At 72.1% G+C, this 15,148-nt stretch carries 16 protein-coding genes and 1 riboswitch; of the genes, 6 read left to right on the top strand and 10 right to left on the bottom strand.

Going from position 1 to position 15,148, the window contains the following annotated elements:
- Positions 1-17: 17 nt before the first annotated feature.
- The 6 genes from ACWDAK_RS06850 to ACWDAK_RS06825 all read right to left on the bottom strand — a co-directional run bounded on the left by ACWDAK_RS06850 (position 18) and on the right by ACWDAK_RS06825 (position 5,242).
- Entirely contained in the window at positions 18-932 is a 915-nt protein-coding gene (locus ACWDAK_RS06850; RefSeq protein WP_427394533.1) for a hypothetical protein, read from the bottom strand.
- Between the two features lie 143 nt (positions 933-1,075).
- Positions 1,076-1,912, bottom strand: coding sequence for a thioesterase family protein (locus ACWDAK_RS06845; protein WP_344637212.1), 837 nt, complete (start codon positions 1,910-1,912; stop codon positions 1,076-1,078).
- A 179-nt stretch (positions 1,913-2,091) separates the two neighbouring features.
- Positions 2,092-2,532 (bottom strand): transcription antitermination factor NusB, encoded by a 441-nt coding sequence (gene nusB / locus ACWDAK_RS06840; RefSeq protein WP_344637211.1) that lies wholly within the window; start codon positions 2,530-2,532, stop codon positions 2,092-2,094.
- A gap of 2 nt (positions 2,533-2,534) precedes the next feature.
- Positions 2,535-3,095, bottom strand: coding sequence for an elongation factor P (gene efp / locus ACWDAK_RS06835; protein ID WP_344637210.1), 561 nt, complete (start codon positions 3,093-3,095; stop codon positions 2,535-2,537).
- Positions 3,096-3,174: 79 nt separating this feature from the next.
- Positions 3,175-4,281: a M24 family metallopeptidase gene (locus ACWDAK_RS06830; RefSeq protein WP_427394534.1), complete on the bottom strand. Its 1,107-nt coding sequence runs from the start codon at positions 4,279-4,281 to the stop codon at positions 3,175-3,177.
- Positions 4,282-4,318: 37 nt separating this feature from the next.
- The gene (locus ACWDAK_RS06825) at positions 4,319-5,242 is read right to left on the bottom strand and encodes a winged helix-turn-helix transcriptional regulator (protein ID WP_344637208.1); all 924 of its coding nucleotides are present in this window, start codon (positions 5,240-5,242) and stop codon (positions 4,319-4,321) included.
- A gap of 96 nt (positions 5,243-5,338) precedes the next feature.
- On the opposite strand from ACWDAK_RS06825, the gene ACWDAK_RS06820 reads away from it, so the two are divergent.
- Positions 5,339-6,628 carry an MFS transporter gene (locus tag ACWDAK_RS06820; protein ID WP_427394535.1) on the top strand — a complete coding sequence of 430 codons (1,290 nt, stop codon included), beginning with the start codon at positions 5,339-5,341 and terminating at the stop codon, positions 6,626-6,628.
- Positions 6,629-6,671: 43 nt separating this feature from the next.
- Here the strand turns inward: ACWDAK_RS06820 and ACWDAK_RS06815 are convergent, their stop codons facing one another.
- Complete coding sequence (locus ACWDAK_RS06815; protein WP_427394536.1) at positions 6,672-7,394, bottom strand: isochorismatase family protein; 723 nt, start codon at positions 7,392-7,394, stop codon at positions 6,672-6,674.
- A 105-nt stretch (positions 7,395-7,499) separates the two neighbouring features.
- On the bottom strand, positions 7,500-8,597 hold the full coding sequence (locus ACWDAK_RS06810; protein ID WP_344637288.1) for a Nickel transporter NicT: 1,098 nt from the start codon (positions 8,595-8,597) through the stop codon (positions 7,500-7,502).
- 31 nt (positions 8,598-8,628) lie between these two features.
- A riboswitch (cobalamin riboswitch) is annotated at positions 8,629-8,844 on the bottom strand.
- Between the two features lie 84 nt (positions 8,845-8,928).
- Here ACWDAK_RS06810 and ACWDAK_RS06805 point away from each other — a divergent pair.
- The 4 genes from ACWDAK_RS06805 to ACWDAK_RS06790 all read left to right on the top strand — a co-directional run bounded on the left by ACWDAK_RS06805 (position 8,929) and on the right by ACWDAK_RS06790 (position 11,619).
- Complete coding sequence (locus ACWDAK_RS06805) at positions 8,929-9,291, top strand: ArsR/SmtB family transcription factor (RefSeq protein ID WP_344637205.1); 363 nt, start codon at positions 8,929-8,931, stop codon at positions 9,289-9,291.
- Positions 9,292-9,392: 101 nt separating this feature from the next.
- Positions 9,393-10,136 carry a TetR/AcrR family transcriptional regulator gene (locus ACWDAK_RS06800; protein WP_344637204.1) on the top strand — a complete coding sequence of 248 codons (744 nt, stop codon included), beginning with the start codon at positions 9,393-9,395 and terminating at the stop codon, positions 10,134-10,136.
- Between the two features lie 88 nt (positions 10,137-10,224).
- Positions 10,225-10,536: a hypothetical protein gene (locus ACWDAK_RS06795; protein WP_427394537.1), complete on the top strand. Its 312-nt coding sequence runs from the start codon at positions 10,225-10,227 to the stop codon at positions 10,534-10,536.
- A 15-nt stretch (positions 10,537-10,551) separates the two neighbouring features.
- Positions 10,552-11,619, top strand: coding sequence for a M14 family metallopeptidase (locus ACWDAK_RS06790; protein WP_427394538.1), 1,068 nt, complete (start codon positions 10,552-10,554; stop codon positions 11,617-11,619).
- Positions 11,620-11,832: 213 nt separating this feature from the next.
- Here the strand turns inward: ACWDAK_RS06790 and ACWDAK_RS06785 are convergent, their stop codons facing one another.
- Both ACWDAK_RS06785 and ACWDAK_RS06780 read right to left on the bottom strand, forming a co-directional pair.
- Positions 11,833-13,509, bottom strand: a complete 1,677-nt coding sequence (locus ACWDAK_RS06785) for a peptide-N4-asparagine amidase (protein ID WP_427394539.1) — start codon at positions 13,507-13,509, stop codon at positions 11,833-11,835.
- A gap of 154 nt (positions 13,510-13,663) precedes the next feature.
- On the bottom strand, positions 13,664-14,596 hold the full coding sequence (locus ACWDAK_RS06780) for a quinone oxidoreductase family protein (RefSeq protein WP_344637200.1): 933 nt from the start codon (positions 14,594-14,596) through the stop codon (positions 13,664-13,666).
- A 101-nt stretch (positions 14,597-14,697) separates the two neighbouring features.
- Here ACWDAK_RS06780 and ACWDAK_RS06775 point away from each other — a divergent pair, with 101 nt between their 5' ends.
- Entirely contained in the window at positions 14,698-15,132 is a 435-nt protein-coding gene (locus ACWDAK_RS06775) for a MarR family winged helix-turn-helix transcriptional regulator (protein ID WP_344637199.1), read from the top strand.
- The last annotated feature ends 16 nt before the right edge of the window (positions 15,133-15,148 follow it).

Here is a 15,148-nt window from a genome sequence, read left to right as displayed (position 1 = left end):
CCGGGCCCGCGCGTGGCTCAGCAGACCGAGCCGAGGCCGAATCCCGGCCGGGCCGCGATCTCCCCCAGGTTCAGGCTCGCCGGGGCCCAGTCGAACCCCGTGCTCTGCCAGGCCCACGCCACCTGCCGGTACTCGCCGCAGCTGCCCGCCCCGCCCTGCGAACCGCGCAGCACCGCCACCCCCGGCAGTTCGAGCGCCAGGCCGGCGCAGAACACCGCGCAGACCAGATCGAGATCCTCGTCGTTGAGCCGGACCGCGCCGTCCTCCCAGTGCAGGATCCGGGCGTCCGCCGTGAGCCGCCCGCCGGGCGCCTCGACGGCGCAGCGGAACTCGTACGCACCGCAGCCCGCGCCGACCAGCATCCGCCGGAAAAGCTCGCCGCCCCGTTGGAAGGCCGACCGGACCCTGGCGTCCGGCACCTCCCTCGCGGCCCCCTGGCCACCACCCGCACCGGCGAGCAGCCCTCCGCCGAGCAGCAGGTCGACGTGGCACATGGTCAGCCCGCTCTCCCGGGCCCGGACCAGTCGCGGGATGAAGTCGCCGGAGAGCTCCTCGCCCTGGTACGGCAGCAGCTGGGTACGGAGCGCGGGGTTGAGCAGATACCGCTCGCGGGCAGCGGGCGCGGCCGGGTCGAGGTGGTGCAGCAGGCAGAAGTCGGCGAAGTCGCCGGGGTGGAACATCCTGGCCCGGACGCTGCCGTAAGCCTGCTGCGCCTCACCCAGCAGCACGGCGGTGTCCAGCAGATAGCTGTCGAAGTCCGCGGCGTCGGTCACCCCCCAGGGGCGGGCGTGCTCGAAGTCGACGTGGCTGGTGAGGATGCCGGTGACGAAGGCCTGCTCGGCGCGGCGGCGGGACTGCTGCTGGATCCGGCCTTGGCCGGGCACACCGACCGTGCAGCGGAAGATCCGGGGAGTGTGGCTGTTCCGCGACATCTGGTGCTCCTTGGCCGGGGAGTGGCAGCGGTCTGCCGTTTGCTCCTCTTTCTCCCCATCCCCGCGAGTCGCACACGTACGGCGTGTCACAGCTCAGTAACCACCCGTGAGTCGCTGTGGCGGGGGGCGCGGCGCCCCCGGCGCTACTGCGGCCGCGGCGCGCGGGCGAGCTGGCGGGACTGGGCGACCAGGCGGCCGGACTCGTCCCAGACCTCGGCGTCCTCCTCGAAGTAGCCGCCGGCCAGGTTGCGGCTGGAGTGGACGACCCGCAGCCAGCCCGGCACCGGCCTGGCCCGCAGGTGGACCGTCAGCTCGACGGTCGGCGCCCAGCCCGGCATGCCGAGGTCGAAGGTGACCGGCGGCAGCGCGTCGGCGACCAGCAGCAGCATCAGCGGATCGGGCTCCCGGCCGTCGGCCAGCTTGAACCAGCCCTGGATCCGGCCGTTCCCGGAGGGCTGCCCCACCGCCCAGCCGACCGTCGCCGGGTCGAGCCGCAGGTCGAACCGCTCCAGCAACGCGGCCTGCGAGATCATTTCCCTGGGGGCGTCGGCGACGCTGACGCACCGCTCGGGCGGCGGCAGCTGCGGCGGGGTGGCGCTGGTGTGCACCGCGCCCTCCGCGTCCGACAGGTCGCCGTAGCTGGCGAGGACTCTGAGCCGTTCTCTGCCGTCCTGGCTGAGCGAGGCGGTGCCGGTGGAGAGGCTGCGGCCGCGGCGGACCAGTTCGGTCCGGACGTCGACCGGGCCGGGCGTGGCGGCGGAAAGGTAGTAGCCGCTGATCGAGATCGGATCGGCGTGCGAGCCGTCCGCGCCGTGCCGGAGCGAGAGCGCGTGTCCGGCGAGGGCGAGCTGCAGGCCGCCGTTGATGCCGCCGCCGATCTGCCAGCCCGCGTCGAGCTCGCCGTCGTAGTGGCCCGGCTCGCCCGGGCGCTGGGTCAGGGCGATGCCCCGGTCGAACTCGCTTCGGATCGCGGTGGTCATGCGTGATTCGCCCTTCGCCATTGCAAAGTTACCGGTCGGTAGCCAACATACGCCACCATCCGGGGCATGCGAAGGCCCGCCGGACACGGAATCCGGCGGGCCTTCGGCAGAGCGGAGAAACGATGGCCGGCTGCAGCGGATCACCGGCGCAGCACTCCCGCTCGCGCGGGCGGCGGAGGTCAGTCGCGACGGATCGTCGGCTTGAGCTCCATGAACCGTGCGAGCAGACCGTTGACGAACGCCGGGGAGTCGTCCGTGGAGAACTCCTTGGCGATCTCGACCGCCTCGTCCAGGACGACCGCGTCCGGGACGCCGTCCTCCCAGATCAGCTCGTACGTGCCGAGCCGAAGCACGTTGCGGTCCACGATCGGCATGCGGTCGAGCGTCCAGCCCACCGCGTACTGGGAGATCAGCTCGTCGATCCGGCGGGCGTGCCGGACGTACCCCTCGATGAGCTCCATGGTGTACTCACCGACCTGCGGGGTACCCTCGTCCGGCTTCGGCTCGCGGGCGCGGCCGACCCAGTCGGCGAGCACCTGCTGCGGGTCGACACCGCGGTGGTCTGCCTCGAAGAGGATCTGAAAGGCCCTCGTCCGGGCCTTGGTACGGGCAGATGACACGATTACTTGACCCGACCGAGGTAGCTGCCGTCGCGGGTGTCGACCTTGACCTTCTCGCCGGTGGTGACGAAGAGCGGGACCTGGATCTCGGCACCGGTCTCCAGGGTCGCCGGCTTGGTGCCACCGGTGGAGCGGTCGCCCTGGACGCCCGGCTCGGTCTCGGCGATGACCAGCTCGACCGCGGCCGGGAGCTCGACGTACAGCGGCTTGCCCTCGTGCTGCGCGACCAGGGCGTCGAAGCCCTCGAGCAGGTACTTGGCGGCGTCGCCGACCACGTCCGGCTCGATCGGGAGCTGGTCGTAGGTGTCCATGTCCATGAACACGAAGTTCTCGCCGTCCTTGTACGAGAACTGCATGGTGCGCTTGTCGACGTTGGCGGTCTCGACCTTGACGCCGGCGTTGAAGGTCTTGTCGACGACCTTGCCGCTCAGGACCTCCTTGAGCTTGGTACGCACGAAGGCCGGGCCCTTGCCGGGCTTCACGTGCTGGAACTCGACGACGGACCACAGCTTGCCGTCCAGGTTGAGGACCATGCCGTTCTTGAGATCGTTCGTGGAAGCCACGGGCGCACTTACTCCTGATATAGCTGTCAAGGAACCAAGGTGGGCGCGCGTCCCGCGGCCACCGCGGCGAAGCCGTGGCCTACAGGGCGAGGAGCTCCTTGGTTGTGATGGTGAGCAGCTCGGGCCCGCCCTCTTCGAGGGGGCGTACGACGAGCGTGTCCTCGATCCGGACCCCGCCCTTGCCCGGGATGTGAACTCCTGGGCCGACGGTTACCGGTACGCGGTTGTCCAGTTTACCCATGTCGGTGGGGCCGAGGCGCGGCGCCTCCCGGATCTCCAGGCCGATGCCGTGTCCGACCGGGCGGGGCGAGTGCTCGGTGTGGCCAGCCCCCTGCAGGATCTCGCGGGCCGCCTGGTCGGGTACGTTCTGCGGCACCCCCGGACCGAGCGCCTCCCGGCCGGCCCGCTGGGCGCGGAAGACCAGCCGGTGGAGTTCCACCTGCCAGGGCGCGGGAGCGGCGCCGATCACGAAGGTGCGGGCGGTGGAGACCCCGTACCCCCGGTACTGCGCGCCGAGGACCACGGTGAGGAAGTCGCCCTCCTCGACCCGGCGGTCGGTGGGCTGGTGGCCCTCCATGCCGGAGTGGGTGCCGGTGCCGACGGAGACCGGGAAGGCGGCGCGGTCGGCACCGTGGTCGATCATGCGGCGTTCCAGTTCCATCGCCAGGTGCCGCTCGGTGCGGCCGACCAGGATGGACTCCAGCAGTTCGCCCAGCGCCTGGTCGGCGATCTCGGCGGCGATCCGCAGATCGGCGAGCTCGTGCTCGTCCTTGACCACCCGCAGCCGCTCGACGGCCCGGGAGAGGTCGGTCAGCCGGGCGTCCGACAGCAGTTCGGTGACGCAGCGGTGGCGGCTGACCGTGAGGTCGTGCTCCTCCACCCCCACGTCCCGCACCCGCAGACGGCCCGCCGCCTCGGCGGCGGCCAGGGCGGTGTCGGTCTCCCTCGGGACCGCCAGCCGTGGGATGTCCTCGCCGAGCGCGTGCTGGCCGGTGTCGTCCGGCGGCAGGTCGTCGGGCAGCGCGAGCAGCACCCGCTCGCGCGTGAGCAGCAGGCTCGCACCGCAGGGCGGGCACCCGGTGAGGTAACGGACGTTCGCCGAGCGGGTGATCAGCGCCGCGTCGAACCCCGAGGCGCTGCAGTGCTCCCTCAGCCGCTCCCGTCGGACCGCGTACGCATCAGACATGGACCGAGCCTACGGAGCCGGACCGGACCCCGCCCGTTCAGCGGGCCGACGGGCGGACGGCATGACCGGATCGAGTGGTCCCGGCGCGTCGCAGCGCCCGGACCGCGGCGAGCGCCGCCGTCACGCTGGCGGTGATGTCGGTGATCGGGTAGAGCACCTCGCGGATGACGCGGTCCCGGTCGGCCACCAGGGTGAGCCGCTTCAGCCGGGTGGTCCCGGCGGCCCGGACCGTGGGCAGGCGCAGTGCACCGGTGAAGCCGAAGGCGAGGTCGGAGAGCAGCGGGAAGCCGAGGCGTTCGGCCGCGGCGAATGCGCGCTGCTCGTCCGGTCGCTGCGTGGAGACGCCGTGCACGGCGGCGCCCGCTGCGGTGAACTCGGCGAGCCGGTCCCGGTAGGTCACCGACTCCAGGGTGCAGCCGGGCGCGCCGGGTACCGCGGACCAGCCGGGCGGGTAGGACTCGGGCCGGGCGAAGGCTCCGGGGAAGCAGTAGATGACGGTGGCGGGGGCGGCGGCGACGGGGTCGTGCGGCTCGCCGTCGGCGCCCGGGAGCAGCAGCTCGGGGATCCGGGTGCCGAGCAGGCCGTGTACGCGCTCCGCCTCCCGGGAGGCGTCGTTGGTGGTGGCCGTGGGCGTGCCGTCGCCCAGCAACCAGCCGTCGCCCCAGTCCTGGAGGGCGACCAGTACCGGCAGCAGTGCCCGCCCGCGCGCGGTCAGCCGGTACTCGTGGCGCAGCGGCCGTTCCTGGTACGGCTCACGGGAGAGCACACCGGAGTCGACCAGCAGGCGCAGGCGTTCGGCGAGCACCTTCCGGGAGAGCCCGAGTTCCTGCTGGAACTGCTCGAAGCGGGCCAGTCCACGGGCCGCGTCGCGGACGATCAGCAGCGTCCAGCTGTCCCCCAGCACGTCGAGGGCCTGGGCGATCGCGCAGTTGGCGTCGTCCGGGCCGCCGCGCCGGACCATCTGGCCTCCTCGGGTGCGGTCGGGAACACCGTTGACCTTAGCTCCACCAGGCTGCCATAGTCAGTTTCCAGAAGGAACTGACTATGGGGGGCGACCGTGCGCGGCGGCACCGGGGACAGCGGGCGGGACGGCGGGGTGCTGCGGGCGGTGCCGAAGGTGGTCTGGCTGCTGGCGGCGGGGGCCTTCGTCAACATGGTGATGGCCTTCACCTTCGTCTACCTCTTCGTCTACCTGACCGGGCCGCGCGGTCTCAGCACGGCCGCGGCCGGGACCATCGCGGGGGTCGGCGGCATCGGCCTGGTGTCGGGCAACTTCACCGGTGGCTGGTTCGGGGACCGCTTCGGCCACCGCCGTACGCTGCTGGCCGGGTCCGCGGTCTCCGGGGCCGGACTGGTCGCCCTGCCGGTACTGCCGACGGCCGCGTTGCTGCTGGTGCTGCCGGTCTGCCAGTACGCGGCCGGGACGGTGCGCGCGGCCAACTCGGCGCTGGTGGCGGTGGCCGTACCGGCGGGGATGCGGCGGCAGGGCTTCGCGGTGATGCGGTTCGCGGCCAACGCCGGGTTCACCGTCGGGCCGCCGCTCGGCGCGCTGGTGGCGGCGCACTGGTCGTACGAGTGGCTGTTCCGCGCGGATGGCCTCGGGACACTGCTTTTCGCCGGGTACGTCGCACGGGTGGTGGCCGTCGACCGGCCGGGGATCCGGCGGGCCGCCACCGGGGGTGGGATGTGGGCGGCACTGCGGCAGCGGCCGGCGGTGCTGGTACTGCTGCCCGCGATCGTGGTGGTGGACACCGTCTACCGGCAGCAGTACTCGACCCTGCCGGTGTTCCTCGCCGACCACGGGATCGGTACCGGCGTGTACGGCGCGCTGCTGGCGATCAACGGCGGCGTGATCCTGCTGCTGGAGCTGGTGGTCACCGTTGCACTGCGCGACCGGGCGCCGCTGCGGATCGTCGGCACCGGCCTGCTGCTGGTGGGCACGGGCTTCGCGGCGCTGGCCGCGGGGGCGTCGACCGGCACCGCGGTGGTGATGATGCTGCTGGTCACGGCGGGCGAGATCCTCTACAAGACCCCGGCGACCGCCTTCGTCGCGGACAGTGCGCCGCCGGAGTTCCAGGGCCGCTTCCAGAGCCTGTACGCCGGGGCCTCCACCAGCGGCACCGTGCTGGCGCCCCCGCTCGGCGGAGCGCTCTACCAGTCGGCGCCCGGCCTGCTCTGGCCGCTGTGCGCCTGCCTGGCCGCGCTGGCCGGGCTGGCCGTGTTCGCCGCCGCCCGCCTGCGCTCCGGGCTCGGTTCGACGGAGGTTGCGCGCCCGGCGAGTCCGGCGGACGCGGACCGGGCGTCGCGGGGCGAGGTGCTCGCGGCCGCCGAGGGTGAGCGGGACTAGCCGCCGGCGGGGCCCGCAAGGAGCACTCAACTCTGACTGCACGTCAAATAGCGTTGTCTGATTGCTCGTTCGGCACCAGCGCGAGCGGACCCGCGCTCTCGATCATGTCGAGCGCTTCCGACGTGGACCTGACGTCACCGAACGAGCGGTAGACGGTGTGCAGCGTGGCGTTGTGGTCCTGGTCGCAGCGGGCCGCGTTCGCGTCGGCGACCATGACGACCCGGTAGCCGAGGGTGGCCGCCTCACGGGCCGAGGACTCGCAGCAGACGTTGGTGACGGAGCCCGTGATCAGGACGGTGTCGATCCCGCGCCGCTGCAGCAGCCCGGGGAGATCGCAGCGGCCCGGGAAGAACGCGCCTGCGGCGGACTTCTCCACCAGCAGGTCGGCCGGGTGGACGGTGAACTCCGGCCACAGGCGCCCGGCGAGCGGCCCGCCACCGGCGGCACCGCGGAGGAGTCCGGCCGCCCGCAGGCCGTAGAACTCCTCAACCGCCGGCAGCCGCCCGTCCGCCGCGGGCACGACCCAGGCGACCGTGCCGCCGGCTGTCCGGAGTCCCTCGGCGAGGCGCGCGATGTTGGGCACGATGCCACGGCAGTACGGGTTCCCGGCCACGAAGAACGGCACCATGTCGACCACCACCAGCGCGGTGCGGGCCGGCATCAGCGACTGGTACGCGAAGCGGCGGCCGCGGCGCTCCTCGTGCCGGGCGTACTCCCGGCCCTCGATCCGCCAGTCGTGCGGCTTCGCCTCGGTCTCCGGCAGCACGAATCCCCCGATCCCCGGTCACGGCAGACCCCCAACCTACCTGGAAACCGGGCGAGTTGTACGTTGACCGGGGATCGGCGCGGCGCGGGTCGACCCGGGCCAGGTTCACGACCAGCGCTGCTCGACCTTGGCGAAGCGCCAGTAGCCGATCGCCGCGACCCAGACCACGAAGAACAGGCCGACGATCACAAAACCGACGTTGTCCAGACTCAGTCCGGCGATCCAGCCGGTCACCGGGTCGGTGAGGTCCAGCTTCTCGTGCAGGACACCGACCAGTTCGATGGTCCCGATGATGAAGGCGACCGCAATGGAGAGACCGGTGATGGTCAAGTTGTAGTACACCTTGCGGACCGGGTTGGAGAACGCCCACTGGTACGCGAAGTTCATGAAGGTGCCGTCGAGGGTGTCGAACAGGCTCATTCCGGCCGCGAACAGCAGGGGCAGGCAGACGATGGCGTACCAGGGCAGACCGGCCGCCGCGCCCGAACCCGCCATCACCATCAGGGTGACCTCGGTCGCGGTGTCGAAGCCGAGACCGAGCACCATGCCGACGGGGAACATCTGGCCGGGCCGGGTGATCGAGCGGGTGGCCCGGGAGAGGATCCGGTTCATCAGACCGCGCGAGTTGAGGTGCGCCTCCAGCTCGCGCTCGTCGTACTGGCCCGCGCGCATCGCCCGGAACACCTTCGCGATCCCCACCAGCGCGGCCAGGTTGAGCGCGGCGATCAGGTAGAGGAACACCCCTGAGGCGGTGGTGCCTATCATGCCGAGCACCTGGTGGGTCGTGGACTGGTCGTCCATCAGTGTCCCGGCCAACGCGGCACCGCCGGCCACCAGCGCCGCCATGATGACCACCATCGAGGAGTGGCCGAGCGCGAACCAGAAGCCCACCGAGACCGGGCGCTTGCCGTCGGCCATCAGCTTGCGGGTGGTGTTGTCGATGACGGCGATGTGGTCGGCGTCGAAGGCGTGCCGCATCCCCAGGGTGTACGCGGTCACGCCGAGGCCGATCCCGTAGACCTGGGTTCCGACCTGGTACTTCTCCGGCGCCACCAGGAGGATCAGGACTCCGAAGGCCAGCACGTGCATGGCCAGGATCACCGCCATCAGGCCGGCGGTCCGCACGGTGTCCTCGCGCTTCCAGCGGAAGGCGGGCAGGGCGGGGGCCGCCGCCGGAGCGGCTTCGGTTCTGGGCAGGGTCATCTGCGGGTCACGCTCCAGCACCTCGTGGATCCGTTCGTGAGATGCCGTGGCCGGTCTCCTGGCTGACGGGTCGAACGCACCCGCACCCGGCCTTCCCGGACGCGTTCTCGTCCAGTGGCCGCCCGTCCCTGGCGGGGGCGGGGATGATGCCGGTACTTCCCGATCACAGTGGCGAGGGCCGCTCCGGTCTGGGACTCCTGAGAGTCCGTCACCGGTCTTCCCGAGCACCACGGCGGGCACAACGGTAGGGGGCCGTACGGCACCACTGCAAGCCTGCACAGCTGTGCAGGTGTCGGGTATCACAGGTACCGCTGCTGCGAGAATGCCTGGCATGCATCTCGTCCCCGCCGACCGTGCCGACCGCAGGACCATCGACGGGCACCGGGTCTGCGAGGCGATCGCCGCGATCGGCGACACCGAGCACGTCCGGTCCTGGGCCGAACGCTTCGCCCTGCTCGCCGACCCCGGACGGCTCTCGCTGCTGCTCGCCCTCCACGAGACGGGACCGCTCGCCGTCACCGACCTCGCCGTCGCCACCGGCATGCGCGACCCGGCGGTCTCCCAGGCGCTGCGCCTGCTGCGCGCCGCCGGGCTGGTCAGCGGCGAGCGCGACGGGCGGATCATCCGCTACCGGCTGGTCGACCCCGCCGTCGCCGAGGTGCTGGCACACGGGGTGCTGGGCCACCGGGACTGAGCTGCGGTGTGCCCGATCCTCCCGACGGCCCGTGCGTAGCTTGTATCCTTCTGTTGTCAGCTGACGGACCGATCCCCGCGGGCACGGCGAGGGAGGCGGAGATGGCAGCAGCGGAGCCCGACCGGGGCACTCCCGAGAAGCGCGGACGGCTGAGCCGGCCCCTGGTGCTCGCCGCGGCCGTCTCGCTGGTCGACCGGGAGGGGCTGGGCGCGCTCACCATGCGCCGGCTGGCCGCCGATCTGGGCGTGGAGTCGATGGCCATCTACCGCTACACGCCGGGCAAGGAAGCCCTGCTGGACGGCCTGGTGGAGGCCTACTTCGCCGAGGTGATCACCCAACTGCGGAGCTCGGCCGAGGCCACCGCGGCGGCCGGAGGCGGTCGGGCCTGGCGGGCGGAGCTACGCCGGATCGCCGGCGCCTTCGCCTCGGTGGCGCACGTCCACCCCGAGATCCTGCCGCTGGTGGCCACCCGCCCGCTGAGCGTCCCGATGGCCCGCCGCCCCGCCCCGGTGCTGCAGCTCACCGAGCATCTCCTCGCCGTGCTCGGCCGGGCCGGTTTCGACCACGCCACCTCGCTGATGATCTACCGGAGGTTCGTGGCCTGGAACCTGGGCTGCCTGCTGGTCGACAAGCGCCAGGTGATCGACGACCCCGACGAGCCGGACCCGATGCTGCGCCTGGGCCTGCACCGCCTGCCCGCCGACCGGTACCCGAGGCTGCGGGCGCTGGTCCCGCTGCTGGCGGACTACGACGACCAGGAGGAGCTGCTGGCCGGGCTGGACAGCCTGCTGAGTCGGATGCCCGACGCGCCCCTTGACTCGTTCTACGACGGAAGAGCACGCTGAAGATACAGCGTAAACATACGGAGTCACCCACACGCGGCGTCGTCGGCAGCGGAGCCGGACTCCGCGACGGCGCCCGGAAGAGGTCGCCATGTCCGATCGCGACAGAATTCTCCGGGTCCGCGTGACCGCGACGGATCCGACCGTCCTGCACACCCTCCTCCGCGAGAAGCGGCCCGACGTCGGCGGACGTCCCCACCGCGGTGCCGACCGGAGCATCAGCATCGAGGCGTACGTCTCCCCCGCCGAGGCCGAGGACCTCGAACGCGAGGGTGTCACGGTCCAGGTGATCGAGGACGCCACCGCCACCGGACGCGCCCGCCAGGCGGAGGTCGGCCGGGGCAACCGGTACGCGGTCGGCGAGCAGATCCCGCGCGGGCTGGGCCTCAAGGCGCACGACTGACCCGAGGAGGCCCAGATGTCGTACCTGAACACCACCGAGGTCGACTCCGCGGTGGTCAGCCTGTCCACCGCCTATCCCTCACTCTGCCAGCTGGTCACCCTCCTGGAACCGTCGGTCGAGGGGAACACCTGCCACGCCCTGCGGATCGGCGCCGCCCCGACCGGCACCAGGGACTGCGCCGTGCTGATCGGCGGCGTGCACGCCCGAGAATGGGGCAGCTGCGAGATCCTGGTCCACCTCGCCGCCGACCTGCTGGAGGCGTACCACACCGGTACCGGCCTGGGGTACGGCGCCACGAGCTTCAGCTCGGCACAGGTGCGGACCGTGCTGGAGGGCATGGACCTGGTCGTCTTCCCGCTGGTCAACCCGGACGGGCGGCACTACAGCCAGACCGTGGACCCGATGTGGCGAAAGAACCGCAACCCCGCCTACTCGCACGGCCCTTCCTGCGTCGGCGTCGACATCAACCGCAACTACGACTTCCTGTTCGACTTCACCACCGCCTTCGCCCCGCACTCGGGGGTCCAGGTCTCCGAAGACCCGTGCGACTACCAGGTGTTCCACGGGCCGGCCGCCTTCTCCGAACCCGAGACCCGCAACGTCCGCCGCCTGCTGGACTCCTACCCCCGCACCCGGTGGTTCGTCGATGTGCACAGCTACTCCGAGGACATGCTCTACGTCTGGGGCGACGACCAGGACCAGTCCACCGACCAGACCATGACCTTCCGGAACCCCGCCTTCGACGGGCAGCGCGGGCTCGCGGCCGACAGGTACGGGGAGTTCATCGCCAAGGACGACTTCGACACCTCGGTGCTGCTCGCCCAGCGGTTCTGCCAGGGGTTGCAGGGCGTCCGCGGCACCGCGTACACGCCGAAGGCCGGCTACGACCTCTACCCGACCAGCGGGACCAGCGACGACTACGCCTACTCCCGGCACCTCGTCGACCCGTCCAAGGGCAAGGTCTTCGCTTACACCATCGAGTGGGGCACCGAGTTCCAGCCGCCCTGGTCGGAGATGTCGGAGATCATCAAGGAGGTCGACGCCGGCCTGGTGCGGTTCTGCCTGGCAGCCCTGCAGCCGTGACGGCCCGACCGGCACGGCGTCGCTGCCCGACCGGCACGGCGGTGACGGCCCGACCGGCACGGCGTCGCTGCCCGACCGGCACGGCGGTGACGGCCCGACCGGCGCGGCGTCGCTGCCCGACCGGCACGGCGGTGACGGGCCGACCGGCACGGCGGCCCCGGTCGACCGTCGCAGGTCTTCCGGGGCCGCGGCTCGGTGCCGGGTGGCGGCCGCTCAGCCGCCGTTCACCGGCCAGCCGTCACGGGTGGTGACGGTGCGCTCGTACGGGCCGTCGGGGCCGCTCGCCCGGTAGCTCTCGGTGGATTCGGCGGTCCGGACGGTGGAGTCGCCGCTGTGCCGGTGGGCGCTCGGGCTCAGGGTGTGGTCGACGCTCGCGCGGGAGGTGGTGTGGGCGCCGGTGGCCGTGGTGTCGACCCGGTGGTAGCCGAGTTGCATGGCGGCGCGCTGGTCGGAGTTCCCTACGGAGTCCGAGGTGCTGCGGTAGGTCACGTCCAGCGGCTCGGCCTCGTACGCGGTGCGGACCCGGTGCGGGCCGCCGCCCCAGTTGGACGTGGTGCGGGTCAGGTCCGCGTTGTTGTGCAGCACCAGATCGTTGCCCTGGTCGGCCAGCCGCTGCCCGGACCGGAAGCTCAGGTCGTCGCGGACCTCGGTGGTGACCCGGCCGTGTGAGGTCTGCACCCAGCCCCGGGCGAGGTCGTGGCGGGTCGCGGTGACCTGCCAGGCGCCGCTGCCGCCGCCCTGGTCGTCCAGCGAGGTGGCGACGGCGGCCTCGGGGGCGACCCGGTAGTCGGTCAGTGCGCCGCTGGTACGGGTGCTGCCATGGTCCACCGTGGCGAACAGGTTGACCTGACCGGTCCAGGCGTCGTTGCTCTGCTTCTCGGCCTGGTTGACCGTGATCGAGACCGAGTGCGGGCGGCCGTCCAGCAGCAGCCCGACGTACGGGGTGAGGTCCACCTGGTAGGCGGGCAGGTCGAAGGCGAAGATGCCCGGGATCGGCCGCCAGAGCAGCGGCTCCCATCCGCCGGTGTAGATCACCGGGTACGGCCAGACCGTCCCGGCGACCCGGCCGTCCACCGCGATCCGCAGCTCACGGAACGGTCCCTTGCCGCAGTAGCCGAGACCCGGGTTCCTGGCCACGAAGTCGTCCGGCGCGGCGGCGTACGCGAACTCCTCGCAGGCGCCGCCGCCCCTGGCGTACACCTCGGCGGTCAAGCGCTCCAGGTTGGCCGGGAAGACCAGGTCCCCGGCAGCGGTCGGCGCGGCCTGGGTGAGGCTGAAACCGCCGGCGGTGAGCAGCCGGTCGGCCTGCTCGCTGGCCGGCCAGGCGGCGTTCGCGGTGTAGTAGGTGACGGTGGCCGAGAGGGTGAAGACCCCGGTGTAGGTGGAGTCGGTGACGTTGGCCAGGTCGAACTCGAAGGGCTGCGGGGTGGTCAGCAGCGGTGCGTAACGGGTGAGATCGTGCTCGACCCGCCACTCGATGCCGTCCTGGGAGGGCTCGGGGGTGGAGGACATCATCACCTCGACACCGCCGACCCGGACGGTGAAGAGCCGGTCGAACTGCCGCCCGGCGACCTGCCCGTGCAGGTCGAGCACCACCTTCGACCAGGGGCCCGCGCAGTCGGCGGGCGGGGTGAGCTGTCCGACGTACGGGGTGTCCGGCGGGTTGCCGTACCCGTTGCGGAACTGCCGGTCGTGCATCACCTCGACCGCGCAGGACTTGGTGGTGGGCCGCTTCAGCGGCTGGGTGACGCTGAACGGGTCGTGGTAGTCGGTGCCGAAGTCGGCGCGGGCCGGAACACCGGCCGTCAGGATGCCGACCAGGGCGAGCAGCGCGGCGAGCAGCAGCCGGGCGGCTCGGCGGGGTATTCGGAGTGCGGAGTGCGCTGACAATGCCCTCGACCTCGATTCTCACCGCCGGGGCCGCCGACGGACGCTGACGGCCCGTCACCGCGAGCGAGCCATCGGGCATCCTTCAGGCGGTGAGTTGGACCTGTCAAGGGTCCGTGGGGTCCTGCCCGGCCCCCGGCGGAGGGCGCGGCGCGCATCAGGACAGGTCCAGCAGCACCTTGCCCAGGTTGGCCCGATCGGCCAGCGCCCGGGCCGCCTCAGCCGCCCGCTCCAGCGGGAAGGAGACGGAGACCGGCCGCAGCGCCCCGTCCGCGAGAAGCGTCCACAGCTCCTTGCGGTAGTCCTCGATCAACTCGGGCCGCAGTCGGGAGAGTTCACGCATCGACAGTCCAACGGCGGTGTGCATACCGCGCAGCAGTGCGCCTGCGTCCAGCGTGCCGCCCGCACCGCTGTTGACGACCAACCGGCCGAACGGCACCAGGGCCTCGGCCGTCCGCCGGAGCACCTCGCCGCCGACGCTCTCGACCACCAGGTCGACCGGCGCACCCCAGTCGGCGTCCTGGTAGCGGACCACCTCGTCGGCGCCCAGCGAGCGGACGAAGTCCGCCTTCGCCGCCGAACCGACCGCCGCGACCACCCGCCCCGCGCCGAGCGCCCGGGCCAGCTGGACGGCGAGGTGGCCGACCCCGCCCGCGGCGGCGGTGATCAGCACCGACTCGCCCCGCTCCAGCCGTCCGGCGCGCAGCGCGGCGAGCGCGACCAGGCCGCTGCGGACGACCGCGAGGGCGTCGGCCGCGCCGACCTCCTCGGGAACCGGTGTGACCAGGGCCGGCTGGACCGTGACCAGCTCGGCGTACACGTCCTGGAAGGCCAGCCCGCCGACCCGGTCGCCCACCCGGTACTCCGCAACCCCCTCGCCGACGGCCACCACCCGGCCGACCACGTCTCCGCCCGGGCAGTGCGGCAGCGGGACTTCGCCGAAGCCGTTCAGCACCTTGAGGACCGGCAGGGTGAGACCGGCCGCCTCGGCGCGCAGCAGCAGCTCGCCGGGGCCTGCCACCGGCTCGGGCGCCTCGCCCGGGCGGAGCGCCGAGGGGCCGTCGTAACCGTGCATGTTGACCTTGCGCATGGACGCACCTTTCATTGGGGACACCAACGCTTCATTGGCGAGACCAACGATAGGGGTAAATCCATGGGGATGTCCAACGTTTTGTCGATAGGATTCCTGACATGAACGACCCCGCACTCAGCCGCCTGCAGACCCTGCCGAGCTGGCTGCTCGGCCGCGCCGCCGCCCTCGGTCACCGCCTGGTGGCCGAGCACCTCGCCGAGGCCGAGCTGCGGCTGCCGCACCACGCCGTGCTGTGTGCGGTCGCCGAGTACGAGCCGGTCGCCCAGGCCGAGTTGGCGCGGACGGTGAAGATCGACCCCAAGGACGTGGTCACCGTCCTCAACGAACTGCAGGCCCGCGAACTCGTCACCCGCACCCGGGACCCGAAGGACGCCCGGCGGAACCTGATCACCCTCTCCGCCGCCGGACGCGAACTGCTGCGCCGCACGGAGACCCTCGGCGAGCAGGCCAACGCCGAACTCGTCGCCCCGCTCGGCCCGGCCGAGCGCGAGCAGCTGGGCGTCCTGCTTCAGCGCGTCATCAGCGACCGCTGAGAAGCCCTGCGGGCGG

This window comes from Kitasatospora sp. NPDC001175 (genome assembly GCF_053598215.1).
This window is presented reverse-complemented; position numbering and strand designations above follow the sequence as displayed.